General features: G+C 32.1%; 30 protein-coding genes. 21 read left to right on the forward strand and 9 right to left on the reverse strand.

Annotated elements, in window-relative coordinates; genetic code table 11:
- Positions 1–3 precede the first annotated feature (3 nt).
- The 12 genes from rpsF (at position 4) to GKC53_01230 (ending at position 8,842) form a co-directional block, all read left to right on the forward strand.
- Positions 4–351: a 30S ribosomal protein S6 gene (gene rpsF, locus GKC53_01175; GenBank protein QRN40776.1), complete on the forward strand. Its 348-nt coding sequence runs from the start codon at positions 4–6 to the stop codon at positions 349–351.
- A gap of 14 nt (positions 352–365) precedes the next feature.
- Positions 366–695 (forward strand): hypothetical protein, encoded by a 330-nt coding sequence (locus tag GKC53_01180; GenBank protein QRN40777.1) that lies wholly within the window; start codon positions 366–368, stop codon positions 693–695.
- Positions 682–915 carry a 30S ribosomal protein S18 gene (rpsR, locus tag GKC53_01185; protein ID QRN40778.1) on the forward strand — a complete coding sequence of 78 codons (234 nt, stop codon included), beginning with the start codon at positions 682–684 and terminating at the stop codon, positions 913–915. The genes GKC53_01180 and rpsR overlap by 14 nt, the downstream gene beginning before the upstream one ends.
- Positions 916–928: 13 nt before the next feature.
- Positions 929–1,381, forward strand: coding sequence for a 50S ribosomal protein L9 (rplI, locus tag GKC53_01190; GenBank protein ID QRN40779.1), 453 nt, complete (start codon positions 929–931; stop codon positions 1,379–1,381).
- A 96-nt stretch (positions 1,382–1,477) separates the two neighbouring features.
- Positions 1,478–2,506: a lytic murein transglycosylase B gene (gene mltB / locus GKC53_01195; protein ID QRN40780.1), complete on the forward strand. Its 1,029-nt coding sequence runs from the start codon at positions 1,478–1,480 to the stop codon at positions 2,504–2,506.
- The gene (gene dnaX, locus GKC53_01200) at positions 2,506–4,170 is read left to right on the forward strand and encodes a DNA polymerase III subunit gamma/tau (GenBank protein ID QRN40781.1); all 1,665 of its coding nucleotides are present in this window, start codon (positions 2,506–2,508) and stop codon (positions 4,168–4,170) included. The genes mltB and dnaX overlap by 1 nt, the downstream gene beginning before the upstream one ends.
- 14 nt (positions 4,171–4,184) lie before the next feature.
- Entirely contained in the window at positions 4,185–4,517 is a 333-nt protein-coding gene (locus GKC53_01205) for a YbaB/EbfC family nucleoid-associated protein (GenBank protein ID QRN40782.1), read from the forward strand.
- Between the two features lie 82 nt (positions 4,518–4,599).
- A complete protein-coding gene (gene recR / locus GKC53_01210) occupies positions 4,600–5,187 on the forward strand; it encodes a recombination protein RecR (protein QRN40783.1) in 588 nt (195 codons plus the stop codon).
- Entirely contained in the window at positions 5,168–5,848 is a 681-nt protein-coding gene (gene grxB / locus GKC53_01215; GenBank protein ID QRN40784.1) for a glutaredoxin 2, read from the forward strand. Before recR ends, grxB begins: the two co-directional genes overlap by 20 nt.
- A 184-nt stretch (positions 5,849–6,032) precedes the next feature.
- Positions 6,033–6,779, forward strand: a complete 747-nt coding sequence (locus tag GKC53_01220; protein QRN40785.1) for a TonB family protein — start codon at positions 6,033–6,035, stop codon at positions 6,777–6,779.
- 374 nt (positions 6,780–7,153) lie between these two features.
- Positions 7,154–7,546, forward strand: a complete 393-nt coding sequence (locus GKC53_01225; GenBank protein ID QRN40786.1) for a hypothetical protein — start codon at positions 7,154–7,156, stop codon at positions 7,544–7,546.
- A gap of 117 nt (positions 7,547–7,663) precedes the next feature.
- Complete coding sequence (locus tag GKC53_01230) at positions 7,664–8,842, forward strand: VWA domain-containing protein (protein QRN40787.1); 1,179 nt, start codon at positions 7,664–7,666, stop codon at positions 8,840–8,842.
- 8 nt (positions 8,843–8,850) lie between these two features.
- On the opposite strand, the gene GKC53_01235 is transcribed toward GKC53_01230, so the two are convergent.
- The 4 genes from GKC53_01235 to GKC53_01250 are packed head-to-tail and all read right to left on the reverse strand — an operon-like array spanning position 8,851 to position 10,901.
- Entirely contained in the window at positions 8,851–9,399 is a 549-nt protein-coding gene (locus tag GKC53_01235; protein QRN40788.1) for an AAA family ATPase, read from the reverse strand.
- Complete coding sequence (locus GKC53_01240) at positions 9,372–10,010, reverse strand: nicotinamide riboside transporter PnuC (GenBank protein QRN40789.1); 639 nt, start codon at positions 10,008–10,010, stop codon at positions 9,372–9,374. The genes GKC53_01235 and GKC53_01240 overlap by 28 nt, the downstream gene beginning before the upstream one ends.
- 36 nt (positions 10,011–10,046) lie before the next feature.
- Positions 10,047–10,448, reverse strand: coding sequence for an osmoprotectant transport activator ProQ (locus tag GKC53_01245; protein QRN40790.1), 402 nt, complete (start codon positions 10,446–10,448; stop codon positions 10,047–10,049).
- Positions 10,449–10,472: 24 nt separating this feature from the next.
- Positions 10,473–10,901: a hypothetical protein gene (locus GKC53_01250; protein QRN40791.1), complete on the reverse strand. Its 429-nt coding sequence runs from the start codon at positions 10,899–10,901 to the stop codon at positions 10,473–10,475.
- A 104-nt stretch (positions 10,902–11,005) separates the two neighbouring features.
- Between GKC53_01250 and GKC53_01255 the strand changes: the two genes are divergently transcribed.
- Entirely contained in the window at positions 11,006–11,611 is a 606-nt protein-coding gene (locus GKC53_01255; GenBank protein QRN40792.1) for a UbiX family flavin prenyltransferase, read from the forward strand.
- A gap of 37 nt (positions 11,612–11,648) precedes the next feature.
- On the opposite strand, the gene ppk1 is transcribed toward GKC53_01255, so the two are convergent.
- Complete coding sequence (gene ppk1, locus GKC53_01260; protein QRN40793.1) at positions 11,649–13,712, reverse strand: polyphosphate kinase 1; 2,064 nt, start codon at positions 13,710–13,712, stop codon at positions 11,649–11,651.
- Positions 13,713–13,756: 44 nt separating this feature from the next.
- A complete protein-coding gene (locus tag GKC53_01265) occupies positions 13,757–14,011 on the reverse strand; it encodes an oxidative damage protection protein (protein QRN40794.1) in 255 nt (84 codons plus the stop codon).
- Positions 14,012–14,171: 160 nt separating this feature from the next.
- On the opposite strand from GKC53_01265, the gene glmM reads away from it, so the two are divergent.
- From glmM to GKC53_01290, 5 genes are all read left to right on the forward strand, one after another.
- Positions 14,172–15,506 (forward strand): phosphoglucosamine mutase, encoded by a 1,335-nt coding sequence (gene glmM, locus GKC53_01270; protein ID QRN40795.1) that lies wholly within the window; start codon positions 14,172–14,174, stop codon positions 15,504–15,506.
- A 13-nt stretch (positions 15,507–15,519) separates the two neighbouring features.
- Positions 15,520–16,146, forward strand: coding sequence for a DedA family protein (locus tag GKC53_01275; protein ID QRN40796.1), 627 nt, complete (start codon positions 15,520–15,522; stop codon positions 16,144–16,146).
- Positions 16,147–16,213: 67 nt separating this feature from the next.
- The gene (locus GKC53_01280) at positions 16,214–16,615 is read left to right on the forward strand and encodes an HIT domain-containing protein (protein ID QRN40797.1); all 402 of its coding nucleotides are present in this window, start codon (positions 16,214–16,216) and stop codon (positions 16,613–16,615) included.
- A 5-nt stretch (positions 16,616–16,620) separates the two neighbouring features.
- Positions 16,621–17,553, forward strand: a complete 933-nt coding sequence (locus GKC53_01285) for a hypothetical protein (GenBank protein QRN40798.1) — start codon at positions 16,621–16,623, stop codon at positions 17,551–17,553.
- Positions 17,554–17,784: 231 nt separating this feature from the next.
- Entirely contained in the window at positions 17,785–18,033 is a 249-nt protein-coding gene (locus GKC53_01290) for an EexN family lipoprotein (protein ID QRN40799.1), read from the forward strand.
- 135 nt (positions 18,034–18,168) lie between these two features.
- Here GKC53_01290 and GKC53_01295 read toward each other — a convergent pair whose 3' ends face one another.
- From GKC53_01295 to argH, 3 genes are all read right to left on the reverse strand, one after another.
- On the reverse strand, positions 18,169–19,359 hold the full coding sequence (locus tag GKC53_01295) for an MFS transporter (GenBank protein QRN40800.1): 1,191 nt from the start codon (positions 19,357–19,359) through the stop codon (positions 18,169–18,171).
- Positions 19,360–19,469: 110 nt separating this feature from the next.
- Positions 19,470–22,055, reverse strand: a complete 2,586-nt coding sequence (gene acnB / locus GKC53_01300; protein QRN40801.1) for a bifunctional aconitate hydratase 2/2-methylisocitrate dehydratase — start codon at positions 22,053–22,055, stop codon at positions 19,470–19,472.
- A gap of 104 nt (positions 22,056–22,159) precedes the next feature.
- Entirely contained in the window at positions 22,160–23,542 is a 1,383-nt protein-coding gene (gene argH, locus GKC53_01305) for an argininosuccinate lyase (GenBank protein ID QRN40802.1), read from the reverse strand.
- A 54-nt stretch (positions 23,543–23,596) separates the two neighbouring features.
- Between argH and GKC53_01310 the strand changes: the two genes are divergently transcribed.
- The 3 genes from GKC53_01310 to GKC53_01320 all read left to right on the forward strand — a co-directional run bounded on the left by GKC53_01310 (position 23,597) and on the right by GKC53_01320 (position 26,517).
- Positions 23,597–24,616 (forward strand): sensor histidine kinase, encoded by a 1,020-nt coding sequence (locus GKC53_01310; GenBank protein QRN40803.1) that lies wholly within the window; start codon positions 23,597–23,599, stop codon positions 24,614–24,616.
- A gap of 131 nt (positions 24,617–24,747) precedes the next feature.
- Positions 24,748–25,878, forward strand: a complete 1,131-nt coding sequence (locus GKC53_01315; GenBank protein QRN40804.1) for an aminotransferase class V-fold PLP-dependent enzyme — start codon at positions 24,748–24,750, stop codon at positions 25,876–25,878.
- A 3-nt stretch (positions 25,879–25,881) separates the two neighbouring features.
- The gene (locus tag GKC53_01320; GenBank protein ID QRN40805.1) at positions 25,882–26,517 is read left to right on the forward strand and encodes a hypothetical protein; all 636 of its coding nucleotides are present in this window, start codon (positions 25,882–25,884) and stop codon (positions 26,515–26,517) included.
- The last annotated feature ends 224 nt before the right edge of the window (positions 26,518–26,741 follow it).

Raw genomic sequence — 26,741 nt, forward strand, 5'->3', positions numbered from 1 at the left:
TACATGCGTCATTATGAAATTGTTTTTATAGTACACCCTGATCAAAGTGAACAGGTTCCTGCCATGATTGAAAAGTACAAAGCCTTGGTTACCGATTCAAAGGGAATCTTTCATAGACTTGAGGATTGGGGTCGTCGTCAATTAGCTTATCCTGTTAATAAACTACACAAGGCTCATTATGTTTTAATGAACGTAGAGTGCGAGCCTTCGGTGATTGAAGAGATTGAAACTGCATTTAAATTTAATGATGCGGTTTTAAGACATCTAACATCTAAATTAGACCATGCCGTATCTGCTCCCTCTCCTATGATGAAGGAGGAAAAATCTAAAAACTTATTGGCTACAAACTAGAAAAGTGATCTAAATTGAAAGCAATTATTAATCAACTTGAGTTAATTGCTAAGATATTGAGAATAATAGATTTTAAGATATCACTGACTGGAAAACCAATTTTGACCATACTTTTAAGTCACACATCTGAACAGATAGAAGATGGGCAATTAAGACAAGTTACTTTAAATATTGTGGCAAAAATAGTAGGAAATGACGCGTTGGTATACAAAGATAAAATTCATAAAATGATTTTAGCTAAGGGTTTTTTAAAAACACCTAAGTTAGGATTTAAGAATGTAGTTTTTCATATCAACCACATAACAGAATTTAACCATAAAGGTATTGAAAATGGCACAAAATAATATGTTCAAAAGAAAAAAATACTGTAGATTTAGTGCAGAAGGTATTAAACATGTTGATTATAAGGATGTAGATTTGTTGAAAGACTTTATTGCTGAAAATGGAAAAATTATTCCTTCAAGAATCACTGGCACTAAAGCAAGATATCAACGTCAATTATCAGTGGCAATAAAACGTGCTAGATTCCTAGCACTGCTACCTTATACTGATCAACATAAATAAGAGGGGGTTAATCATGCAAGTTATTCTTTTGGAAAAAGTGGGTGATTTAGGTGATTTAGGTGATATTCTAGAAGTAAAAAACGGATATGCACGCAATTATTTGATTCCTAAAGGAAAAGCAAAAAGAGCAAGTCAAGAAAATATTGCTGATTTTGAACAAAGAAAAGCAGGGTTGATAGCAAAGCAAGAAGCAATTATCAAAGAAGCTCATGAGAAAAGAAATAAAGTAGATGGGCAAACATATCAAGTCCAGCAAAAAGCAGGTATTGATGGGCGTTTATTTGGTTCTGTAACTGCTATTGATATTGCAAAAATATTAAACGAACTAGGCGTACCGACTGAACGTTCTAGTATCCGTTTACCGCATGGTCCACTTAAAGCATTAGGCGAGTATAATATTGAAATTGCCTATCACCATGATGCAGTAGCAGTGATTAAATTAGTTGTAGAACCTCAAGTAGATTAGTCCGAATGTTTACATAAAATAAAGAAGCTGTCCTAAAGACAGCTTTTTTTTGTCCTAATTTAACTCAGATTATGTATAATGTACCTGTTTAATTAAATGAATAGAAAAATGAAAAAGTACTTATTTTATTTGTTATGGTTGGTAGCAGGGTGTACTTCTGATTATCAAATAGAAACAGAACAAAAACAGGTTAAATTGACGCCTATACAGGATGATGTTTGTCCTGATATCAATTGCTTCAACAATAAAATGATTAGTAAAGGAGTTGCAACACAATCACAATTAGAATACTTTTTTAACCGAGTTAATTATAAAGACAGCATTATAAGAGTAATGAATAAACCAGGGACATCAAATCCATGGTATATTTTTAAGAAAAATAATGTTTCAAGTATAACAATTCGACAAGGTATTAATTTTTATAATAAAAATAAATTAGTGATTAATACTGTATCGAAAAAAACAGGGGTACCACCTGAATATATCTTAGCTATCTTAGGAATGGAAACACGTTATGGTATGATGATGGGGCATGAGAACGTTGCAGATTCATTATATACTTTAGCCTTTTATTATCCAAGAAGAGCGCGTTTGTTTCAAAAAGAACTGGAAGAGTTTTTCTTGATGAGTCAAGAAGCGAATCGAGATCCCTTCACATATAAAGGTAGTTTTGCTGGAGCTATGGGTTACCCACAATTTATGCCTTCTAGCTATCGTAAATGGGCAGTCAGTTATTCTGGGAATGATTTCCCTGATATATGGCACAAAGAGGAAGATGCAATTGCTTCTATCGGTAACTATCTTCAACAACATGGATGGCAAAGAGGAGAAGGTGTTTATTATCCAGTATCTCTTAATATCAATCCTCAATTACAAACAATTATTACTGAAGAAACCAGTTTAAAATACAGTGTTGGTGACTTAAAATCCAAAGGAGTTAATTTCTTTAACAAATTGCCGGATAATTTAAAAGTTGTTCTATTTAAGTTAGAAACTTCTCCAGGTAGTGATAGTTATTTTGTTGGTTTAAATAATTTTTATACTATCTGGAAATATAATAACAGTCATTTATATGTAATGGCAATTGAACAAATCGCTCAAGGTATTCGCAAAGGTATCTATTAATGGCTTACCAAGTATTAGCTAGAAAGTTTCGTCCTAAAAAATTTGTAGATTTAGTTGGACAAGAACATGTTACACAGACACTATTAAATTCTGTCCAACAATCTCGATTGCATCATGCTTATTTACTGACCGGAACTAGAGGGGTTGGTAAAACAACTATTGCACGAATTTTGGCTAAAAGTTTAAATTGTGATAACCCTGTTAATGGTGAACCATGTGGTCAATGTGATGCTTGCATTTGTATTGATGAAGGACGATTTGTTGATTTATTAGAAATAGATGCAGCCTCTAATACGGGAATTGATAATATTCGAGAAGTTTTAGAGAATGCTCAATATATGCCTACTGTCGGTAAATTTAAAGTTTATATCATTGATGAAGTACATATGCTCTCAAAAAGTGCTTTTAATGCAATGCTAAAAACATTAGAGGAACCTCCCCCTCATGTTAAGTTCATTTTAGCAACTACTGATCCACATAAAGTTCCGATTACTATTCTAAGTCGTTGTTTACAATTTGTGTTAAAAAATCTAAATTTGGATCAAATTTTCGATTACTTAAAATATGTTTTAAGTGAAGAAAACATTGCATATGAAGAACCTAGTCTTTATTTAATTGCAAAAGCTGCTAATGGATCCATGCGGGATGCTCTAAGTTTATTGGATCAATCAATAGCACTGGCAAATCATCAACTAACTACAGAGGTAGTACAAAAAATGTTGGGTGTGGTTGATCAAGATTTTTTGTATGATATTTTCTTAGCATTGAATGCAGACAATAAAACAGAACTCTATACAAAAATTAATCAATTGTTATATCAATCTGTGGGATTCAGTGCCCTTTTGGATGAGATGGCGTTAATCTTAAAGGATCTTGCGACTGCCAAATTGTTTTCCTTAGATTTACATCCTGAAAATGAAAAATTTAGCATACTAGCTAATGTTTTATCAGATGAAGAAATTCAAATTTACTATCAAACAATTATTAATGGTAAAAAAGATCAGGTGATTGCACCAGATGAATATACTGGTTTCTTGATGACCATTATGAGGATATTATCATTTAGACCTTATTTTTTTAAAGATAAAAGTCAAAATATTGCTACAATATCAGATAACGATCGTTTAAAAAAAAAAATAAATTATGAGAATAATGATTTAATAAAAAAAACTGTCCCAAAACAAGCTATATTAAATCAATCATTTGATGAAATTTCTCAAGAAGTCAAAAAAAATCACGTTAATAATCATTTAACTAGTAATAATATTGTCATTAGTGTAGATGATTGGTATAGGTATATACAAAAAGTTAATAAGAAAATTGGCACTTATATAATTTTAACGAAACAACTAGCATTAGTTGGAACAAATAATCAAGGTGTTATTTGTGCTATACAAAATGAAAATGATTTTGGTAGAGAGATATTGATTGCAGGGAAAAAAAATATTGAAAAAACTTTTATGAATTTATTTAATCTTCAAGTAACATGGCAACCATGGACTGATAATTTAATCCCATACCACTCTCTAAAAAAAATACATGATTCTGAAATGGAAAAAAAAGGTTTAGAATATTTACATTCAGACAAGGTAGCAAATAAATTGAAAGAATTATTTAAAGGTGAATGGGATGCTCAAAGCATCCGATTTAAAAATATTGATTAACTAAGGAGTAAATTATGTTTGGAAAAGCAGGTTTAGGAAATTTGATGAAGCAAGCTCAGCAAATGCAAAATAACATGAAAAGGGCACAAGAAGAATTGGCAAATATAGAAGTTCAAGGTGAAGCCGGTGCTGGTGCAATTAAAATTATTGCCAGTTGCAATCATGCTGTAAAGCGTGTCATTATCGAAGATAATAGTTTATTAGATGATAAAGAAATGTTAGAGGATCTGATTGTTGCAGCAATGAATGATACTAACAATAAAATTGAAAGTACAACAAAAGAAAAAATGGGTGCATTTACGAATGGTTTAAATTTACCACCTGGTATGGATCGCTTATTTGGATAAAATGTTATAAACTTCATCATTAATTGATAACCATTTGCATAGATTACGGCAAATTGTTCTATTTTAATTGGATTGATTAAACATGAATGCTTTTGATGAATTAGCTCAAGCACTTGAGATTCTACCTAGTATTGGAACAAAATCTGCAAAAAGAATTGCCTATCATTTACTGCAACACAACAGAGAAGGTACTAAACATTTAATCAAATGTTTAGAAAATGCCTTAAAACAAATCAAACATTGCCATCTTTGTAATACATTTTGTGAAAATGATATTTGTGACCTGTGTGCTGACCAAACAAGAGATCAATCCCAATTAATGGTGGTACAAATGCCTTTAGATGTTTCTATTATAGAGTCTGCAAATTGCCATAAAGGTCTGTATTTTGTTCTGATGGGTAGTATACAACCTTTACAAAATATGGATTTAAATTCAATTGCGATTAAAAAACTACTAAATAGACTATATGAAGGTAATGTTAAAGAAATCATTATTGCCACTAATTGTAATGCGGAAGGAGAGGTAACTGCTCTGGTTTTACAAGAAATACTAAAGAAATTACCTTTTAAGGTAACACGCTTAGCAAGAGGTATGCCTTTAGGAAGTGAATTAGAGTACACTGACTTAGGTACTTTGGCTCAATCTTTCTATGAAAGAACACCAGTATAGAAAAGGAAAAATGATGAAGTTGTATGTTTATGAGCACTGTCCATATTGTATTAAAGCAAGAATGATTTTAGGTTTTAAAAAAATTCATTTTACTTTAAAGTATTTATTAAATGATGAAGAAAAATTTTTACTAGATTTAGTAGGGACTAAAGTGGTGCCTGTACTAGAAAAAGATGATGGTACTGCCATGACTGAGAGTCTAGATATCATTGATTATATTGATAATTTAGACAATCCTATCATTTTGGGAAAACAGGATTTTAGGATACAACAATGGTTATTAACTTTGGGTGATAATTGGCCCAAATTATCACGCCCTCATTATGTATTAGCGCCATTCCCAGAATTTAAAACCCAAAAAGCAATCGACTATTTTACCAGAAAAAAAGAGTCCAACTTAGAAGTTTCTTTTGAGGAGTTAAGAAAACATAGTACTAAATATATAGCACATATCAATAAATGCTTAGTCAATCTAGAAACTTTGATAGAAAATGATTGTGCTGTTAATGGTATCTTATCCTTAGATGATTTTCACTTATTCCCAGAGCTAAGAAATATGACTCTATTTAAAGGTATTAGATTTCCAAATAAAGTTTTAGCATATGTAAGAAATCTATCCGATTTAAGCCAAATCCCTTTGTTATATGATTATTCTTTATAAGCATACTCCTGTGAGCGTAATATAATGTATAAAACAAAATTGATAAACAATCTATCCCATTATTTTTAATAAAACAGTTGAAAAAAAATAAAAAATAAAGATAATAATTATTATTACCATTTTTTATTATTAGTGATAATTATATTATTTCTATGACTTCAAATACTTAACGTAGGAAAATAGCTTGCAAAAATTATATTATAATATCTGTGCCTGGGTACTTGTTACGATTGTGCATTTGATCTCTATATTTTTATTAATGTTCATCAGTAATACACCAAAATTCAAACAGGAATTGATTCTTGAGTTAGTTGATATAAATAATTTAACTGGGAAAAGTAATAATATAAATAATAATAGACAAAATAAATCTATTAATAATGACAATCAACATAAACTTCAACCTAGCAAACCAGTACAGAAAAAAATTGAAAAAAAACCTCGTGAAAGAATGCTATCAGCAGATGACCCAAACTCTCAATTTCACACTATAGAAAACTCTGATAAAGTAAAACCGACCAATAAAAAAACAGATAATAATCATCATCACAAAATAACAGCAGATGCTGCAGTGACTGCTTCAGGCAAAAATAATGCTTTAGAGATTCAATCAAATAGTAACAATATAATAAAAAATAATTTAAATACTAAAATGATCAATCAACAACCTGACTATAATAAGAAATCTAAGCCTCCTTATCCATTACAGGCCAGAAGAATGGGGGTAGAAGGAACTGTAATTCTTGGCGTAAATATTTCAGAAACTGGTAGTGTTGAAAATATCAGAATAGTTAGGAGCAGTGGCTCTCCTGAATTAGACAGATCTGCCCTAAATACATATAAAAAAGAAAAATTTATACCTCGGATTGAAAATAATATTCCTAAAAAATCATATATAGAATTTGGTGTTAATTTCCGCTTAGAAGATTAGTCATCGTATATCACCTCAAATTACCACTAATGAAATACAATTCATCATTTTTAAAAACGAATTTAATTCTATTGGATCAGAGAAAGAAAGAATTATATTTCCTTCTGTTCTATTCACTTAACAACCTTATTACTTGTACAGAATTTATTGTATTTTTTATATTCAATATTAGCTATCTAGTCACTTTATAATACTATCATTAACCATAAAATGAATAATTGTTTTTTATTGTTATAGTGAACTATAAACAAGATAAATTGACTAATATGGTGACCAACATGTTATAATGCTCGGCATTAATGTTGATCATCGAGGCCAACACAAATTTGTATAGTTTTAAATTCTATTGATACTTTACGTCTGGAGGAAATAAAATGAGAAATTTATTAAAAGTAATGGCTATGTCAATGGCATTTTTTACAGTTTCCAATATCCAAGCAGAAGGAATTGAAGATTTCCTAGAAAATCTACAAAAAGAACTTCAAAAACAGTCCGGTGGTCCTCAACAAGCACAATCTGCGGGAGTCATTGAAGATTTCTTAGAAAATCTACAAAAAGAGCTTCAAAAACAGTCCGGTGGTCCTCAACAAGCACAATCTGCAGGAGTCATTGAAGATTTCTTAGAAAATCTACAAAAAGAGCTTCAAAAACAGTCCGGTGGTCCTCAACAAGCACAATCTGCAGGGATCACTGAAGATTTATTAGACAATCTACAAAGAGAACTTCAAAAGCAGTCTGGTGGTTCTCAATCAGCACAGTCCTCTTAAAGTTTATTTACCTTATAAAAAAACCATCTGTATCCTAGTGACAGATGGTTTTTTATTCATTTTTATGAAAATGAGTTAGAATAGTGGATTATAAATAGTAACTCATATTACTCGTATATGTTAATTGATTTCTTTTTTGAACTAAGAAGAGTAAAAATCCCCGTTTCAATAAGGGAATGGTTAGATCTAATCAAGGCTCTAGAACAACATATTATATTCGCCTCAATAGATGATTTTTATCAAATATCAAGATTAATTTTGATTAAAAATGAAAAATATTATGATAAATTCGATCAAGTATTTGCTTATTATTTTGAGGGGGTTGCACAGATTGATCTTGATATTGAATCTTTCAATATTCCAAAAGAATGGTTAGTAAAACAACTAGAAAAATACTTTACCCCTCAAGAGCTGGAAAATATTAAATCTCAAGGTGATCTGAACAAATTAATGGAATTATTTAAACAACGTTTACGAGAACAAAAAAAAAGACACCAAGGTGGTAATAAATGGATTGGAACAGCAGGAATATCTCCTTTTGGTGCTTTTGGCTATAATCCAGAAGGTTTTAGGATTGATCAATTTAAATCAAACCATAGAAAAGCAATTAAAGTTTGGGAAAAACGACAATTTAAAGATCTAGATGAGGATAACCAACTAGATACTAGAAATATGCAATTGGCTTTAAGACGGCTGAGAATTCTTACTAAAAATAAAAATAATGAAATCTTAGATTTAGGTGAAACTATCAAAGCTACTGCTAAAAATGCAGGTTTGTTAGATATTAAAAACCAATATGAAAGACATAATGCTGTTAAAGTATTACTATTTTTTGACGTAGGTGGCTCTATGGATGACTACGTCTATCTATCTCGACAACTCTTTCAAGCTGTAAAAAATGAATTCAAAAATATGGTCATTTTTTACTTTCATAATTGTGTATACGAATTTGTTTGGCAAAATAATGAACGTAGATACAGCGAAACAATATTAACTAACGATATTATTCGAAGATATGAATCTAATTATAAAGTAATTTTTGTAGGAGATGCGAGCATGTCACCTTACGAAATTAATTATCCAGGTGGTAGTGTGGAACATTTCAATCAAGAACCTGGTAGGGTCTGGATAAATCGTATAACAAATTATTTTAACCATGTGGTATGGTTAAATCCTGTACAAAAAAAATATTGGGGATATACGCCATCAATAGGCATAATGAGAGAATTAGTGTTAGGAAATATGTACCCGTTAACGATTGAAGGTATCATTAAAGCAATTAAGTCAATAAGTTGAATAACAAATTAAAATTTACCTAATAAATCATCAACCTGTTTCACTCTTTCTGATACTGTGCCTGAAATAACCGAAAATGGTAACTCTCTCTTTAATAATTCTTCTTTCATTAAATCAAAAATATATTCTCTATCATTGGGTCTATCTCTTAAAACATCAAATTCCCATGGAACATCGACATCTGTTAATAAATAATATTCTTTAGGATTCCGATTTAAACAAGCTTCAACTATTTCTTGTGGTGCTTTTTGGAAATAGATATGTGAGTAAATATATAAAGTAAGTGGATTAGTATCTAAAAATATAAAATTATTAGCCAATGAGCTGTATTTCTTCTCATCTTCTAATTGGCCTTTAAGTACAAGTGGCATATCCTCCCAAGCACAAGGTTTTTGCTCAGCATCCCATTTTTTTTGACTATATTCACGCAAGTATTCAGGTACATAAACAGTATTGTACCTAGGTGCTAATATTTCACATAAGGTTGTCTTACCTGTAGATTCTGGTCCAATCAGTGTAATCGGTTGAATTAATTTTTGGTTAGATACTTTTTCCATTCAATGTAAGCCTTATAAGCAATAAAAGTAAGAATAACAAACTGTAGAGTTGTAAAATACATTTTTTCGTAAAAAAACATAGGTAAAATCAATGTATCTGCCAATATCCACAATAGCCAATGTTCAATAATCTTCTTAGCCATAAACCACATAGCAGAACAACAAATAGAAGTTGTTAGTATATCAAGGCCAGATGCTAGATTAAACTCAAAATCTGATTGATAACTATAAATTAAGGTAACAAAGATTATGGCAAGAATAAAAATAATTCCAGCTACCAACCATTGTTTTTTAGTGGCACGAGTGACCTGTAAAGCAGGTTCACTGTCTACATTTTTTTGAGCCCATAACACCCAACCATAAATACTCATGATGGTATAATAGGCATTAATCAACATGTTACCCCATAAATTATGTAGGTAAAACATATAAACATAAAGGATCGTACTAACAATTCCGTAAGCAAAAACTAAAATATTTTGTTTTTTTGCAAAAATAACACTAAGTACTCCACAAAAAACAGCAATTAATTCAATCACTATTAAATGCGTTGGTGTGTTTGCATATTGAGAAAAAAGAACTGTAAACCAAGAGTCCATAAGAAAATCCATTCAAAGCGTTACAAAATAGTTATCATTCAACATGATTTAACTCAAATTTTTACTAGATGGCTGAGTCTCAGCAGCTTTTTTGACAGAACAACGATTTAAGGCATGTTGCTGCTGCTGTTCTGTGATGACTCCTTTCAATGAACCTGTCAAATCAAATCTGTTACCACCTTTTGACAAAACTTTTATATATCTAGGCTTTCTACAATGTATAAATAAAAACCTAACAATAAGTTCTGGTTTATACTGGGGTGATAATTCTTTTAGTAAATCCTTATCAATCTGTAAAGCCAACGGTTTAAATTTTCTAAATACCTCGTATTTAGAATATATATGATTCGAAATCATTTGGAGTTGTTTCTTTTTACTCAAGTTTTTCACTGCCGACTGAAAGGCTGATACCATAGAAGTTGGCTGACTAACTTTATTATCTTGGCTCATATTAATTAACTTCATATTATAAAATTATTTACAAACATCTAACAATTGATACCACAGCTTAGAAACAAACTGAATCCCATTTCTGTATAACTCTAGAACAGAATTAGTTGATCCAACCTTAACAATACGTACATACATACCTTCACTATTTGAATAAGGATTCCGTAAGATAACAATATTTGAGTAATCTGTCAACTCAACTTCTTCTATAAATTGTGGTGGAATACCTAGATAGGTCAACATATTATTTTTAATACAGTTCTGAGCTATTCTTGCATTAAATTTAGACGGTATTATTTTTAAAGGTGCCTCATTACTTGGTACTCTGGTAGATATAGTCTTTGTTACTTTAGGTTTAGAGCTCTTATTAGGAATAGAACGAGATCGGGGAGTTTGACATGCTGATAGAATAAGACCTATTAACGGGAAAAGAAACCAATATTTTTTTAACACAATTATATCCTCGATTACGATGTTTTTTATGATAATATGCATTGATTACTTGATATGCATTAATTGCTTGACGTAAATTCTAACATATAAATTATTGATATTCTATGACAAGAAAAAAAATACTAATTGCTATGACAGGTGCTTCCGGGGCGCCCTATACAAAAAAATTACTTCAATTTTTGATTAACACACCTCATCAGATCTATTTTGTTTATTCTAAGGCCGCCCAAATTGTTGCTAAACAAGAGCTGAACTGGAGTCTCAGTGAGAACTTAGAAAATAGTAAATTATTTTTGAAAGAAAATTTCCAATCTCCATTAGTTAATCTAACCCTTGTAGGTATAGAAGACTGGTTTAGTTGTGTTGCTTCAGGTTCTAATACCGTAGACAGCATGTTAATATGTCCTTGTAGCATGGGGACGCTTTCAGCTATCGCTCATGGATTATCTGATAACTTAATTGAAAGGGCTGCAGATGTCGTTTTAAAAGAAAATAAACAACTGATTTTAGTACCTAGAGAAATGCCTTTCTCTAATATTCATTTAGAAAATATGTTAAAACTTAGTCAAATTGGTGTTGAAATTATTCCGCCAATACCGGGTTTTTATCATAAGCCTACAAAAATTGAAGATTTAATTGACTTTGTTGTAATAAGAATTTTAAAACACATAGGTATTACAATTCCTCAAGCTCTCCAATGGGGGGAATAGGTATTGCTTTCTCCACATGGTGAAAACATCAGTAAAATTAATGGTCTATCAATAAATTAAACAATTCATCATGTAGGTTAATTGCTCTGTCATTTTTGTTGAAAGCCACTCGACTATAACTACCATCTCCCAACATTTCCCAAGCACACTGGTTATCCTCTAGAGCTAGAGTAAAACCCTCATTAATAACTCTCTTTTTAATTGACTCATCCAATATTGGCACACAAGTTTCTACCCGACCCAACATATTACGTGACATCCAATCAGCACTAGATATATAAGTATTTTCAGCACCATTATTATAGAAATAGAATACTCTAGAGTGTTCAAGCAATCGACCAATAACAGAGCGTACTCGAATATTTTCAGACAAATTAGCTACTTGAGGTTTTAGGGTGCAAATACCTCTTACAATTAAATCAATTTCTACACCAGCTTGAGACGCTTCATACAGTGCTTCTACTAGCTTAGGTTCTACAAGTGAATTCATTTTAGCCATAATTTTAGCAGGTTTGCCTTGTCGAGCATTCTCAATTTCCCTTTTTATTGAATCAAGCAACAGCTTGTGCAAAGTAAAAGGGCTTTGATACATCTTTTTTAGTTGCCCCGCATGTCCTAAACCAGTTATTTGTATAAAGATCTCGTTCATATCTGCTGTAATATCAGGATCTGCTGTTAATAAGCAAAAATCAGTATACAACTTAGAAGTTCCTTGATGGTAATTACCTGTGCCTAGATGCCCATAACGCTTTAGTTCATTATCTTCTTTTCGAACAACCAGAATCATTTTAGCATGAACTTTATAACCAACAACCCCATAAACTACATGAGCACCCGCATCTTCCAACCTATTAGCCCAATAAACATTAGCTTCTTCATCAAATCTAGCCATTAATTCAACAACTACAGTTACTTCTTTGCCTGAAAAGGCGGCTGCAATTAATGCTTTGATAATGTCCGAATTTGAACCTGTACGATAAATAGTCATTTTAATAGCTACTACTTTCGGATCTTTAGATGCCGCTTGAATAAAATCCACCACTGGTTGAAATGATTGATAGGGATGATGTAAGAGAATATCTTGCTCACGAAAAATATCAAAAATCGAACTCTCATTTTTGAAAATTTCCGGAATACTGGGTATTTTCGGGGGAAATTTCAAATCAGGACGATTGATCATGTCCGGAACTGAAATTAAGCGAATCAAATTAACAGGGCCATTAACTCGATAGACTTCATCATCTTCTAATTTAAATAATTTAGTTAAATAGTTAACTAGTCTCTCAGGACAATTAGTCGCAACTTCCAAACGTACTGCCTTGCCATACTGTCGTTCGTGTAGCTCCCCTTGAACAGCCAATAATAAATCCTTTAAATCATCATCATCAACTATCAATTCACTATCTCTCGTTAATCTAAATTGGTAACATCCTTTGACGTTCATCCCTAAAAATACATCCTGGATACGATCATGAATGATGGAAGATAAAAATACAAGGCTGTCTGTATTATTCGAAAGGTGTTCAGGCAATTTAACAACCCTTGGTAAAATACGAGGTGCTTGAACAACAGCTAGATTGGTAGGACGACCAAAAGCATCACTACCTTCCAATTCAATTATAAAGTTCAAAGACTTATTTGATAATTTAGGAAATGGATGGGCTGGATCGAGTCCAATAGGGGTAATAACAGGCTTAATCTGTTGGTTAAAATATTCTTCAATCCATTCAGATTGCTCTTGTGTCCATTCTTCTCTTTTTAAAAAAATAATCCTTTCTGCTCTTAACGCAGGAATTATATTATTATTTAATAATTTATATTGTTCATCAATTAAAATCCTTGCTTTTTGCCTAACATTTTTTAATATTTCACTAGGCGTTTCTCCATTAAGGAGAGGTGAGTCAGGATTTAACTTATCTAATCTTTTTAAGGCTGCAATTCTTACCTCAAAAAATTCATCTAGATTAGAAGAAACAATCGATAAAAATTTTAGGCGCTCCAGTAGAGGGGTACTTTCATGTAAGGCTTGTGCCAAAACTCTCTTATTAAATTCAATTAGACTTGATTCACGACAAAGGATATTACTATTAATAGGATTCATTTTAATTTACTCATTTTATATAAACCTAAATACCCAAATCCTTTTTAGAGGATATTACCAGCTGAATTATCACTAAAGAAAAAATTCTCCATTTGCTGTAGTAGATATTTTCTTGCTGTAGCATCAGAAAGATTTAAACGATTCTCATTAATCAGCATCGTTTGATATCTCGTCCACTCATCCCAAGCTTCTTGAGATATATTTTCATATATTCTTTTTCCTATTTCATTAGGAAACGGGGGGAATTTTAGACCTGTAGCTTCTTTTTTCAGTCTAACACAATAAATTATTCTAGACATTCTAACTCCTTTTAATTATTTTACTTTAATTATAAAAGAAAAATGATATTAAGCCTATCACAATCAGAATTCAAATGGTAACATTAGCAGATATTAAATTAAGGCGTCAAATAATATAGTAATTTTACTTTAATGCCCAATGATGTAGAAATTAAGTCATATGAAAAAAAAATATTTTGGAACAGATGGAATACGTGGAAAAGTTGGAAGTTCAATTATTACACCAGAATTTATTTTAAAATTAGGTAATGCCGCCGGCAGAGTACTAGTAAATCATAATCAACGTCAAGAACCAACGATTATTATTGGTAAGGATACAAGAATATCGGGATACATGTTAGAGGCTGCTTTACAAGCAGGGTTAACCTCTGCAGGTATTCGAGTTTTACTAACAGGACCTCTGCCAACACCAGGAATCTCGTATCTAACAAAAGCCTTAAGATTAAATGCCGGAGTCATGTTGTCAGCTTCTCATAATGTTTATTCTGATAACGGTATTAAATTCTTTACTGAAGATGGTTTAAAACTATCAGATGAGATAGAGCTGGAAATTGAAAAAGCACTGGGTGAACCAATGAGTTATGTTTCGCCTAATCAATTTGGTAGAGCAAAACGTATTGATGGCGCAGCAGAACGCTATATTGAGTTCTGTAAGAGTACATTTCCCTCTAATTTTGATTTGTATACTCTGAAAATTGTTGTGGATACAGCCAATGGCGCAGGTTATCACGTAGCACCTAAAGTATTTCATGAATTAGGTGCTCAAGTTATTAGTATTGGTGCCTCACCCAATGGATTTAATATTAATGATAAAGTAGGTGCAACCCATATTCAAACTCTACAGGCTGCTGTGCTTGAAAATAAAGCAGATTACGGCATTGCTATTGACGGTGATGGTGACCGCTTAATTATGGTAGATAAAGATGGTTTCATTTACGATGGTGATTCTCTTGTCTACATCATTGCAAAATCTCGTCAATACACAAATACATTAAAAGGAGGTGTTGTTGGTACTGTTATGACTAATATGGCGATGGAACAGGCTCTAAATAACATGTCAATCGAATTTGAACGTTCCCAAGTAGGTGATCGTTACGTACTGGAAAAATTATTAGAAAGACAATGGGAAGTAGGGGGAGAAGCTTCTGGCCATATTTTATGCTTAGATAAACATATTACTGGTGATGGAATCATTTCTGCCCTACAGGTGTTTTCCTCACTAAAAATATTAAACCAAAATTTAAATTCTATTCGTGATGATTGGATTCCTTATCCTCAAATTATGCAAAATATACGGGTGGATCCTTCTTCTAATTGGCAAGAAAAATCAAAAAAAGCTATTGAACAAGTTGAAAAACAATTAGAAGGTGGCATGGGTAGGGTGGTAGTAAGGGCATCAGGAACAGAACCAGTTGTTAGAGTAATGGTAGAAGCTAAAAAATTTGACCAAGCAAAAAAATTAGTTCAATCCATAGCTCACGCAATGACTGCTTAATTGATAAAGGAACATTAAATTGCTCGATTATTTAGAAGTATTTTTCTCAACCTATGGTTATTTATCGGTTTTTTCTGTGCTTATCCTCTGTGGATTGGGGTTACCCATTCCAGAAGATATCACCTTGATTGCAGGTGGTATCATATCAGGGCTGGGACAAGCAGACCTATTGACTATGATTTTTATTGGAATAGCTGGCGTGTTGATAGGTGATGGACTAATGTTTACTTTGGGAAAAGCTTTAGGCCCTAGAGTTCTAAATTCTCGCTGGATAGCAAAAATTATGACGTCTAAAAATTACGAAAGTATTATTCAGCAAAAATTTGATAAATACGGTAATGGTGTGATTTTTGTAGCGAGGTTTTTACCCGTTTTGAGAACACCTATTTATATTACTGCTGGTATGAGTGGTAAAATTTCTTATATAAAGTTCATCTTGATGGATGGTTTTGCTACTTTAATTTCAGTACCTATATGGATTTGTCTTGGGCACTATGGTGCAGAAAAAAAAGAGTTACTATTGGGAATGATAAGTAATTTCAAAATTATTATTTTTATTTTGTTAGGTATATTATTTATAATAATTGCTATACGCTGGCGTAAGAAGCATCAAAAAAAAATTAGTAGAAGTAGACAATGAAAACAATCCCACTAACTCAAGTAACTTAACAGATTAAATTTTAAGTGTAATATTTTAAGGAAAAGAAATGTCTTCTATTTTCACACAAATTATTAATGGCGATATTCCAAGTTATAAAGTTTATGAAACAGATAGATTTATCGCAATCCTAGATATTAACCCCAATACTAAAGGACATACACTATGTATCCCTAAAGAAGAAACCAACATAATATTTGATATGGCATCAAAAGATTACCTAGATCTAATGCAATTTACTTATCAAGTAGCTCAAGCAATAGGTAAAACTATACCTTGTAAGAGAGTTGGTATGGCTGTTGTCGGGTTAGAGGTTCCCCATGTACATGTCCATTTGATACCGATTAATGAAATGCATGAAATGACCTTTCAAACAAAAAAGCAAGTAAGCCCCGAAGAAATGCAAGCTATTGCTAAAGCGATTCATGATAGTATTTTAATAAATATATAAACCTTATGAAAGTAATAAAAAATATAATATTGCTAATCTCAAGTTTATGCTTACTTTCAGCATGTGATTACTTTGATAAAAATAAATCGCCTTTATTTAAAAGTAATGCAACTATCAAGAATGATATCTATCATTTTGAAATGACAGCAGAAGATAAAGCTATCTATAACAATTACTTAGATAATTTAACTTCTCAAGAACGTAAAGAAAGAAACAACTACTACTGTGGCACATTAGCCAATAAAATAATTAAGTTCCCAAAACAGTTTATGTTTATGCCAATGGGATATGCAGACATTAGCTTTCTAGAACAAAATGGTTGGAAAGCTAATATGCGTTGGTGTAATGACCGTATCATTAGTTATAGTATTGTAATAGATTGGCCAGAATTAGAGCCAGGGAGAAGTAAATATAGATTTGATAAGTTAGATTGGGGAACCTATGATCAATATTTAGTTACTTCTCAAAATCAGGAAAATGTGGATTATAGTAATGCAGTTATCTATGTTTTTGGTCAATTAGACCAATTTGGTGATGAAATAATTCGTAATAATCCTAAAAATTTAAGACCTTATCTAGAAAGTTTATTTAAAAAATATAAAATCACTAGTAATAATAAAGCTATTGTTAGAAAAGACCTAAATTTAGAACAATTGGATATTCCTGTATCTGAAGATAAAATCTTTGCTGTCTATTGGCATAGAACCAAAAATAATCAAGCCGATCTAGTAATTGAATGCAAGCCAGTCCCTGATAAATTATTTTCTTGGTGTACTTCGTATTTCTTTCCCAAAAACATACCAAATGTTATATCTTCATTTATAGTTACCGAAGATAATTTAGCTAATTGGCCTGAACTGATTAAAAAATCAGAAAAGTTATTTAACTCATTTTTACTAAAGAATGAGTCTGATAAAAAAAAGAAAAAGAAAAAGTAAGATATGATATGATAGATTAAAATCTAATTTCGCATAATATATATTATGTTAAATTTTTAAACATTGGTTGCCAGCCAGTGTATAGAGTTCAGTACTCAAAACAATAAAACAGTACTAATTATTGTTAATATTTTAGTACTACAAAACGATATTAAAGTACTTGGCTAAAGTTATCCAGAAAAATACAGGAAGAGATTAATATAAAAAAATTAACCAGTAATAAATAATCAAATGAAAGGAAAAAAAATGAAAAAATTAAGTTTTTTGTTGGTGATATGTATGTTAACTGCTTGTTCTACAAAAGAAAAAATATATTCTATGGATGAGTTTAGAAAAGATGAGGCTCTTATAAAAAAAGTATTAAAAGAATGTTCAGAAATGAGTTTTAACGATCAATTAAATAGTACTAATTGTGCCAGAGCAGATGAAGCACAATCTGAAATTGATCTACAAATAATAACTGGAAAAAGAAGAAAATAATAATTAAAAGAATGCACGATTACGCGTTTCTCAAGGGTATTTATTCATAATAACTTTATTAGATACACCAACAATGTTTTATAGTGAATAATATGGAATTCCAGTTTACTTTTTTTTACTTTTATAGTATGTAATTCATTGTTTTCTCGAGGTAAGCATCATTCCAAATAACCCAGTTAATGCTATTAATAATGTCATCATAATGAATGAAAAGACTATTCCAATGGAAGCGATTATGCCAGAGACCAGGCCAGATAAAGCTTCTGCTGTATTTGCTAATGTTGAAAATGCACCAAAGTTCTTGCCTATATTTTCTTTTTTAGAGTAAGCTTGTATTGTTGTAATAAGCGTTATATCAACAAATGCACCATATATCCCTAGAATAAAGCCAAATGGTAGAATAAATCTAATTGGTGATAAAGACATAATTAACATGATAATACCGTAGATAAACCAAAATAACATTAATTTATAGGGGGTAGCTTTGGGTATTAATTTATTATAGATTATTCCTCCTACAACCGTTCCTGCTGCTATCAAAGAAAATATATAGCTAGTGAAAGTTTCGTTTTGTCCCATATGTATTGATACAGCAGGGATAATAAAGCGAATTACTGAACCAGTGAATAGAATACATATTGCTGAGCCAATAATAGTAATAAACAATCCATATTCTGAATGATACATATTCTGAATGTTTGAGGAAGTTTCTTTATAAATTTTAGGAATACTAAATATAGTTTTGGTATTTTCACTAGCTATATCCAAATTGAATATAATTATTATAGAAATAAGGTAAGTAATAAAATTAAATAGCAAAACTGATTGTTTATCTGATATAAGTAAAATAAATGAACATAATAAAGGACCCAATACAGATGCTATCTCTTCAATAATTTGTATAGTACTGTTAGCAAGTGGAATATTTTTATCTTCCATTATTTTAGGGATAGAGGTTTGAAAACTAGGCTGAAATATACTACGCCCAATAGTTGTAAAAATTGACGCTATAACCAATATAATAATATTGGTAGATTCATTCATATAGGCAAATAAAAGTATGGCAGATACTAGAAATCTTATGATTTCACTGAATAGTAAGTTCTTTTTAATATTCCGATTATCAGCTCTCCATCCGCCTATAGGTCCAAAAAATATAAATGGAATAAACCTAAAGAAGTAAATAAGTCCTGTAATGAAATAATCATTATTGGTGGTTTCAAGAACTATAAAAATAAAAATTAATTCATAAGCATAGTCACCAACTTTTGAAAAAAATAAGCATGATATTAATGTTGGAAAACTTCTAATTCTTAATAGATCCATTTTTATTAATCTCAATATCACATCTCATCTAAAGAATAATACCAAATAAAAAGTTCGGTTATTCTTACCGAACTTTTTTTATTCCAAAAATTTTCTTTCAAGAAAATAGCTTAAAGATTAATATTATCTGCTACTTTTTGATATTCTGGGATCTTATCAAAATTCATATAACGATAAATTTGATCACTTTTTTCATTGATAACACCAATATTTTTTTGATATTCTTCAACACTTGGAATATGACCCAAAAGTGCTGTAACTGCTGCTAGTTCTGCAGAAGATAAATACACTTGGGCATTTTTTCCCAAACGATTAGGGAAATTGCGGGTAGAGGTAGACACAACAGTAGCACCCTCTCTTACTTGTGCTTGATTCCCCATACACAATGAGCAACCTGGTATTTCCATACGAGCTCCGGCTCTACCCAATACACTATAATAACCCTCATCAGAAAGTTCTCGTGCATCCATTTTTGTCGGAGGTGCGATCCATAACTTAACCATAATATCAGACTTCCCATTGAGTAATTGACCTGCCGCTCTAAAATGTCCAATATTAGTCATACAAGACCCAATAAACACTTCATCAATATTAGTTCCTGCAACATCCGACAATATTTTCACATCGTCTGGATCATTAGGACAAGCTAAAATAGGTTCCTTAATCTCATCCATATTGATTTCAATCACAGCAGCATATTCAGCATTTTTATCAGCAACCAATAACTGAGGATTTTGTAACCATTTTTGCATGTTTTTGATACGACGAACCAAAGTTCTTTTATCTTCATAACCATTGGCAATCATATTCTTCATTAATACAATGTTAGATTCTAAATATTCAATAATTGGTTCTTTGTTCAATTGAACAGTACAACCTGCTGCTGAACGCTCTGCCGAAGCATCAGTCAACTCAAAAGCTTGCTCTACTTTCAAGTCTGGTAACCCTTCAATTTCCAAGATACGACCAGAAAAAATATTTTTCTTTCCCTCTTTTTCAACAGTTAATAATCCCTGTTTAATAGCATAAAATGGAATAGAATTGACCAAATCTCTCAAGGTAATCCCGGGTTGTAGCGCTCCACTGAATCTCACCAATACAGACTCAGGCATATCCAACGGCATAATACCTGTTGCTGCAGCAAAAGCGACCAAACCAGAACCAGCAGGAAAAGAAATACCAATAGGGAAACGAGTATGAGAATCGCCACCCGTTCCTACAGTATCAGGTAGTAAAAAACGATTTAACCAAGAGTGAATAACACCATCACCAGGCCGCAAAGAAATACCACCTCTTTCTATCATAAAATCAGGTAGTTCTTTATGCGTTTTGACATCAACGAGTTTAGGATACGCTGCTGTGTGACAGAAAGATTGCATAACCAAGTCGGCAGAGAAGCCTAAACAAGCCAAATCTTTTAGCTCATCACGTGTCATAGGCCCTGTTGTATCTTGAGAACCAACAGAAGTTATTTTAGGTTCACAATAAGTACCTGGAAGGATACCTTTACCCTCAGGCAGTCCACATGCACGACCAACAATTTTTTGAGCTAAGGTAAAGGCTACATTACCTTTAGGTGATTTGGGTAAACGAAATACATCTGTTGCTACTCCTAAGTTTAATGCTTCCCTCGCTTTAGAGGTTAAACCTCTACCAATAATTAAATTAATACGTCCCCCTGCTTGAACCTCATCCAATAATACTTCAGATTTTAGTTCAAACTCGGCAATAATCTGACCATCTTTTTTGATTTTTCCTGTATAAGGATAGATTTCTATGACATCTCCCATATTTAGTTGAGAAACATCTACTTCAATAGGTAAGGCACCTGAATCTTCTTGTGTATTGAAAAAAATTGGTGCAATCTTACCACCAAGGCAAATACCACCAAATCTCTTATTAGGAACAAAAGGGATATCTTGACCTGTATGCCAAATGACAGAATTTGTAGCAGACTTACGACTTGATCCTGTACCAACAACATCACCTACATAGGCTATTTGATAACCTTTTAATTTTAATTCTTCCAATTGTTTAATTGGACCTGTTTTACCCGGATCATCTGGGTTAATACCTTCTCTTGAATTTTTGAGCATGGCTAAAGCATGTAGTGGAATATCAGGGCGACTCCATGCATCTGGTGCTGGAGATAAATCATCAGTATTAGTCTCACCAATGACTTTAAAAACGGTTACTGTAATTTTTTCAGGAACCTTAGGTTTTGTAGTAAACCACTCCGCATTTGCCCATGATTCAATAACTTCTTTAGCATATGAATTGCCTTGATCCATTTTTTCTTTTACGTCATAAAAGGCATCAAACATTAACAGAGTATGTTTTAAAGATTTAGCCGCAGTGGAAGCTAATTTTTCATCATCTAGCAAATCAATCAAAGGCTGTATGTTATAACCGCCTAACATTGTACCTAAAAGCTCAGTAGCATATTTAGGACTGATAACTGGTGACTTCACATGACCTTTTGCCAAGGACGCTAAGAAAGAGGCCTTCACCTTGGCTGCATCATCAACACCAGGTGGGACACGATATGCCAATAAATTAACCAAATTCCTTTCTTCCCCTTTTGGAGGGTTTTTCAATAATTCTGCTACTTCGGTAACCTCCTCTGCTGTTAATGGTAAAGGTGGAATACCTAAATCTCCTCTTTCTTTAGCTTGTTTTTGGTAGTTTTCTAACATATTTTTTCCTTTTAATGTACAACGCTATATCTAAAGAATATTTTTACCTGTAACACTCACAATTGTATCAGATTTTTACTCGTTCTCAACACTATTAAATCCTTCTATTGATATAGCTTATTTTTCCATTTATTGATTTGTGCATTTACCTGTTTAGGTGCCGTTCCGCCCAAATGATCCCTTTGAGCCATACTACCCTCTGGTGTGAGAATTTGATACACATCTTCTTGAATCAGAGGACTGAATTCTTGCAATACTGATAAGGATAAGTCAGCTAAATCACATTGTTCTTCTTCCGCTTTTTTTACAGCTCTAGCAACCACTCCATGACTTTCTCTAAAAGGAACACCCCTTTTAACTAAATAGTCAGCTAAATCAGTTGCTGTTGCATAGCCTTGTAAAACTGCAGAATACATATTGTCAGGCTTAGGGGTAATAGCTAAAATCATATCTGCATAAATGGTTAAAGTAGCTATCAAGGTATCTACAGAATCAAACAATGGCTCTTTATCCTCTTGATTATCTCTATTATAAGCCAATGGTTGTGCTTTCATTAAGAGAATTAAATCCATTAAATTCCCCACTACACGAGCTGTTTTGGCTCTTACTAATTCAGGTACATCTGGATTTTTCTTTTGAGGCATAATACTAGAACCGGTACAGAATCTGTCTGCAATATCAATAAAAGCAAATCTTGGACTCATCCACATGATTAACTCTTCTGATAAACGTGATAAATGTATCATTATTAAACTTGCTGCACTTGAAAACTCAATCGCAAAATCTCTATCTGAAACTGCATCCAAAGAATTTTCACAAATCCGTTCAAATCCTAGTAATTCTGCTGTAAGCTTGCGATCAATCGGAAAAGTCGTACCAGCTAAAGCGGCTGCCCCTAAAGGCATAGAATTAACTCTTTTAAGGCAGTCTTGTAACCTTTCATCATCTCTTGCTAGCATTTCAACATAAGCCAGTAAGTGATGTGCAAAACTAACCGGTTGTGCTACTTGTAAATGTGTAAAACCGGGCATGATTGTATTGACATTTTTTTCAGCCAAGATTAACAAGGATCGTTGTAAATTTTTGACACACTCTGAAATAATGTGAATTTCACCACGCAACCATAAACGAATATCCGTTGCCACCTGATCATTACGACTTCTACCAGTGTGTAATCGCTTCCCTGCATCGCCTATTTTATCAGTCAATATCTTTTCAATATTCATATGCACATCTTCCAGATCTAGTGACCAAGGCATATCATCAGAGTTTATCATCTGTAAGATATCATTTAAACCTACTTGGATTGCTTTCAAATCATGTTCACTAATCACTCCAGATTCTTGTAACATTTGAGCATGAGCCAATGAACCCTCAATATCTACTCTTGCTAATTTTTTATCAAAATTTATAGAACCTGTATATTTTTTTACCAACTCTGCTACAGGTTCAGTAAACCTACCAGACCATTTTTTGTTATCATGCATAATAATACTTTCTTAAAAAAAGCTATTCTAAAAAACCGATTGGATTCTAACTAAATGTTTTCATATAAAAAAAATTGGCTTGAATTACCTGACTTTCGCAATCTTAGCATTATTATTACTATCATTGCCACCAACCTATCATTAATATTCATACTCGCTGGAATTTCAAATTTTAAATTCTCAAATAACTATCTTTATTATTTAACAGAAATACTTATTTGGTTTATTCCAGCAACTTTGTGTAACCTTATCCTACTAATGATTTTGAATAATCAAATACGAAAAATACCAGTATACTTGATCAAAATACTTACTGTATTGATGATGATAAACGGCATATATTACGTATACTATTATTTTTTAGCTACACCCAATCCCTTAATCCATATTTATTTTATTACCATAAATATGGTGTATTTAATTTCTCTCAAGCATTATACCATTCATAAACACAGTTTGATGCCAGCCTTAATTGAGTCCAAACTAATTGCACTAACTTCAAGTATTCGTCCTCATTTTTTATTTAATAGTTTAAATGCAGCTATTAGTCTGATAGGCACTCGTCCTAATGAAGCTGAAAAAGTTCTGCAGAATATGTCTGACTTATTTAGAGCCTTACTTAAAAAAAATAGCTATAGTACACTACAATACGAATTAGAGTTAATACAGGCCTATATGAATATTGAAAAAATAAGGTTAGGCGAAGAAAGACTCAAAATAATTTGTGATATTCGTGCCCCGTACAAAAGTATTACACCTTATCTTTTTTTACAGCCCTTACTAGAAAATGCAATATATCATGGCATAGAGGACTTGATTGATCCTGAACCTATCATATTAACGATTGACAAAAGAGGACATTGGATTTTTATCCATATAAAAAATCCAATAAACATTGATAAAAAAACGAAACAAAATGAACGCAATAGCGGTTACAAAATAACGCTTGAAAATCTAAAAGAACGCCTAACACTGATGTACTCTAAAGATGCAACCCTTGAATACAAAACCCAAAAGAATTATTTTATTGTCAACATAAGACTGCCCTACTATACTAAATTCAGTTTAAAATAACAATACTCTTTCATAATTACTATTCATCATATTGAGAATTTTGGAATATTATTTATGTTCATGTAATACGAAGTCTCCATACCGTCATTTCTATTAATTATTGGCTTTTAAATTAAGAAAGGAATTTTTACATGCTTTCTTCACTAAAAACTGTCGACCCAGATGAATTACTAGAATACTCAGTAGTTTATACAGATCGAGCTGTAAACCATATGTCTAAAAAATTTCAAATAACTATGCGTGATCTGTCTTGCTTATTTAAGGAATTTTATCATGCCAATCATGTTGCAATCATTCCAGGAAGTGGGACTTCAGGTATGGAAGCAGTGGCAAGACAATTAGCTCAAGGCCAAAAATGCATGACACTACGTAATGGTCTTTTTAATTTTCGCTGGACCGAAATTTTTAATATGGCAAAAATACCAAGCGAGGAAATTGTACTTACAGCAAAACCAACAGAATCAGGTATTAATCCTTATTACGCCCCAGCAAGTATCAATGAAGTCATTGAAAGTATCACTCAACATCAACCAGATTTAGTTTTTACAACGCATGTGGAAACTTCTTCTGGGATTATATTATCAGATGAATATATCCAAAAAGTAGCAAAAGCAACATATGATAATGGTGGTTTATTGATTCTTGATTGCATCGCTTCTGGTGCCACATGGGTAGATATGCAGAAATTAGGTGTTGATATTTTAATAACAGCACCTCAAAAAGTCTGGAGCTCTACTCCTTGTTGTGGTATTGTGTTAAGTAATGATAGAGCTCGTCTGCGAATTCAAGATACCCAAAGTGATAGCTTTGCTCTAGATTTAAAAAAATGGTTTGAGATCATGCAAGCATATGAAAATGGTAATCATGCCTACCACACAACTATGCCCACAGACTCCTTAATGCAATTAAGAGATGCCATGTTGGAAAGTAAAGAAATTGGTCTAGAAAAATTAAAAGAACAACAAGCACAATTAGGTCGAAAGGTCAGAGACTTGTTAAAAAAACATAATATTAAATCAGTAGCAGATCCTTCTGTTGCTGCACCTAGTATTGTTGTTTCTTATGCAACTAGCTTTGAAATTAAATCCGGTAAAACATTTGCTGAAAATGGTGTACAAATTTCATCAGGTGTTCCATTAAAATGTGGAGAATCAGATGAGTTTAGTACATTTAGACTAGGTTTGCTTGGTATCGATAAGTGGAATAATGTTGATAAAACAGTTGAATTGCTTGCCAAATCACTTGAAAAGGTTTTTAAATAAATTATGTTAAGAGAGAAACTAATAGTCCCAGGAAGTCATAACAAAGTGTTGCTACATTCTTGTTGTGCCCCCTGCTCTGCAGAAATCATGGAAGCTTTATTAGAATCACAAATTGATTATACTATTTTTTTCTATAATCCTAATATTCATCCAGTAAAAGAATATGAACTTCGAAAAGAGGAAAATAAGCGCTTTGCTGTCAAACACAACATTACTTTTATTGATGCTGATTATGATATGGATAATTGGTTTCAAAGAGCCAAAGGTATGGAATTTGAACCTGAAAGAGGTATTCGATGTACCATGTGTTTTGATATGCGCTTCGAACGTACTGCATTGTACGCATATGAAAATGAATTCCCGGTTTTTGCAACTTCTTTAGGAATTTCTCGTTGGAAAGATTTGAATCAAATCAATGATTGTGGACATCGTGCAGCTAAAGCCTATCCCAACCTAACTTATTGGGACTTTAATTGGCGCAAGAAAGGTGGCTCGCAGCGAATGATTGAAATTAGTAAACGCGAACGCTTCTACCAACAAGAATATTGTGGTTGTATTTATTCACTCAGAGATTCTAACGAATGGCGCCGCTCTAAAGGACGAGAAACTATTAAAATTTGTAAAAAATTCTATCAATAACAAATGTTAGTCCTTTTTTACCCATGCTAAAATTATACAGCTCATAATCTAACTTTATTCATCACTCTAGGTAAGGTACTCGTTTGAACTAATAGGGTGTTATAAAAACTATTACTATTAGGTTTAGACGCTCTGATTCTTCTATTCCTCAATCCATAGAATATTGTTTTGGTTATGTAGAAATTAGATTAATTCAATCTTAAAATTACTTCAAAAAGAAATCA

The organism is Neisseriaceae bacterium, from assembly GCA_016864895.1.
Classification (GTDB): Bacteria; Pseudomonadota; Gammaproteobacteria; order Burkholderiales; family Neisseriaceae; genus QFNR01.

Excerpts from the sequence above, each read along its gene's own strand:
- recR (QRN40783.1), top strand. The coding sequence starts at position 4,600 with ATGAATGCTTTTGATGAATTAGCTCAAGCACTTGAGATTCTACCTAGT.
- GKC53_01230 (QRN40787.1), top strand. The coding sequence starts at position 7,664 with ATGTTAATTGATTTCTTTTTTGAACTAAGAAGAGTAAAAATCCCCGTT.
- glmM (QRN40795.1), top strand. The coding sequence starts at position 14,172 with ATGAAAAAAAAATATTTTGGAACAGATGGAATACGTGGAAAAGTTGGA.
- GKC53_01225 (QRN40786.1), top strand. The coding sequence starts at position 7,154 with ATGAGAAATTTATTAAAAGTAATGGCTATGTCAATGGCATTTTTTACA.
- GKC53_01285 (QRN40798.1), top strand. The coding sequence starts at position 16,621 with ATGAAAGTAATAAAAAATATAATATTGCTAATCTCAAGTTTATGCTTA.
- dnaX (QRN40781.1), top strand. The coding sequence starts at position 2,506 with ATGGCTTACCAAGTATTAGCTAGAAAGTTTCGTCCTAAAAAATTTGTA.
- GKC53_01320 (QRN40805.1), top strand. The coding sequence starts at position 25,882 with ATGTTAAGAGAGAAACTAATAGTCCCAGGAAGTCATAACAAAGTGTTG.
- GKC53_01255 (QRN40792.1), top strand. The coding sequence starts at position 11,006 with ATGACAAGAAAAAAAATACTAATTGCTATGACAGGTGCTTCCGGGGCG.
- grxB (QRN40784.1), top strand. The coding sequence starts at position 5,168 with ATGAAAGAACACCAGTATAGAAAAGGAAAAATGATGAAGTTGTATGTT.
- ppk1 (QRN40793.1), bottom strand. The coding sequence starts at position 13,712 with ATGAATCCTATTAATAGTAATATCCTTTGTCGTGAATCAAGTCTAATT.
- GKC53_01265 (QRN40794.1), bottom strand. The coding sequence starts at position 14,011 with ATGTCTAGAATAATTTATTGTGTTAGACTGAAAAAAGAAGCTACAGGT.
- GKC53_01315 (QRN40804.1), top strand. The coding sequence starts at position 24,748 with ATGCTTTCTTCACTAAAAACTGTCGACCCAGATGAATTACTAGAATAC.
- GKC53_01280 (QRN40797.1), top strand. The coding sequence starts at position 16,214 with ATGTCTTCTATTTTCACACAAATTATTAATGGCGATATTCCAAGTTAT.
- rpsF (QRN40776.1), top strand. The coding sequence starts at position 4 with ATGCGTCATTATGAAATTGTTTTTATAGTACACCCTGATCAAAGTGAA.
- GKC53_01290 (QRN40799.1), top strand. The coding sequence starts at position 17,785 with ATGAAAGGAAAAAAAATGAAAAAATTAAGTTTTTTGTTGGTGATATGT.
- GKC53_01235 (QRN40788.1), bottom strand. The coding sequence starts at position 9,399 with ATGGAAAAAGTATCTAACCAAAAATTAATTCAACCGATTACACTGATT.
- rplI (QRN40779.1), top strand. The coding sequence starts at position 929 with ATGCAAGTTATTCTTTTGGAAAAAGTGGGTGATTTAGGTGATTTAGGT.
- GKC53_01310 (QRN40803.1), top strand. The coding sequence starts at position 23,597 with ATGTTTTCATATAAAAAAAATTGGCTTGAATTACCTGACTTTCGCAAT.
- acnB (QRN40801.1), bottom strand. The coding sequence starts at position 22,055 with ATGTTAGAAAACTACCAAAAACAAGCTAAAGAAAGAGGAGATTTAGGT.
- GKC53_01245 (QRN40790.1), bottom strand. The coding sequence starts at position 10,448 with ATGAGCCAAGATAATAAAGTTAGTCAGCCAACTTCTATGGTATCAGCC.
- GKC53_01240 (QRN40789.1), bottom strand. The coding sequence starts at position 10,010 with ATGGATTTTCTTATGGACTCTTGGTTTACAGTTCTTTTTTCTCAATAT.
- GKC53_01295 (QRN40800.1), bottom strand. The coding sequence starts at position 19,359 with ATGGATCTATTAAGAATTAGAAGTTTTCCAACATTAATATCATGCTTA.
- argH (QRN40802.1), bottom strand. The coding sequence starts at position 23,542 with ATGCATGATAACAAAAAATGGTCTGGTAGGTTTACTGAACCTGTAGCA.
- mltB (QRN40780.1), top strand. The coding sequence starts at position 1,478 with ATGAATAGAAAAATGAAAAAGTACTTATTTTATTTGTTATGGTTGGTA.
- GKC53_01205 (QRN40782.1), top strand. The coding sequence starts at position 4,185 with ATGTTTGGAAAAGCAGGTTTAGGAAATTTGATGAAGCAAGCTCAGCAA.
- rpsR (QRN40778.1), top strand. The coding sequence starts at position 682 with ATGGCACAAAATAATATGTTCAAAAGAAAAAAATACTGTAGATTTAGT.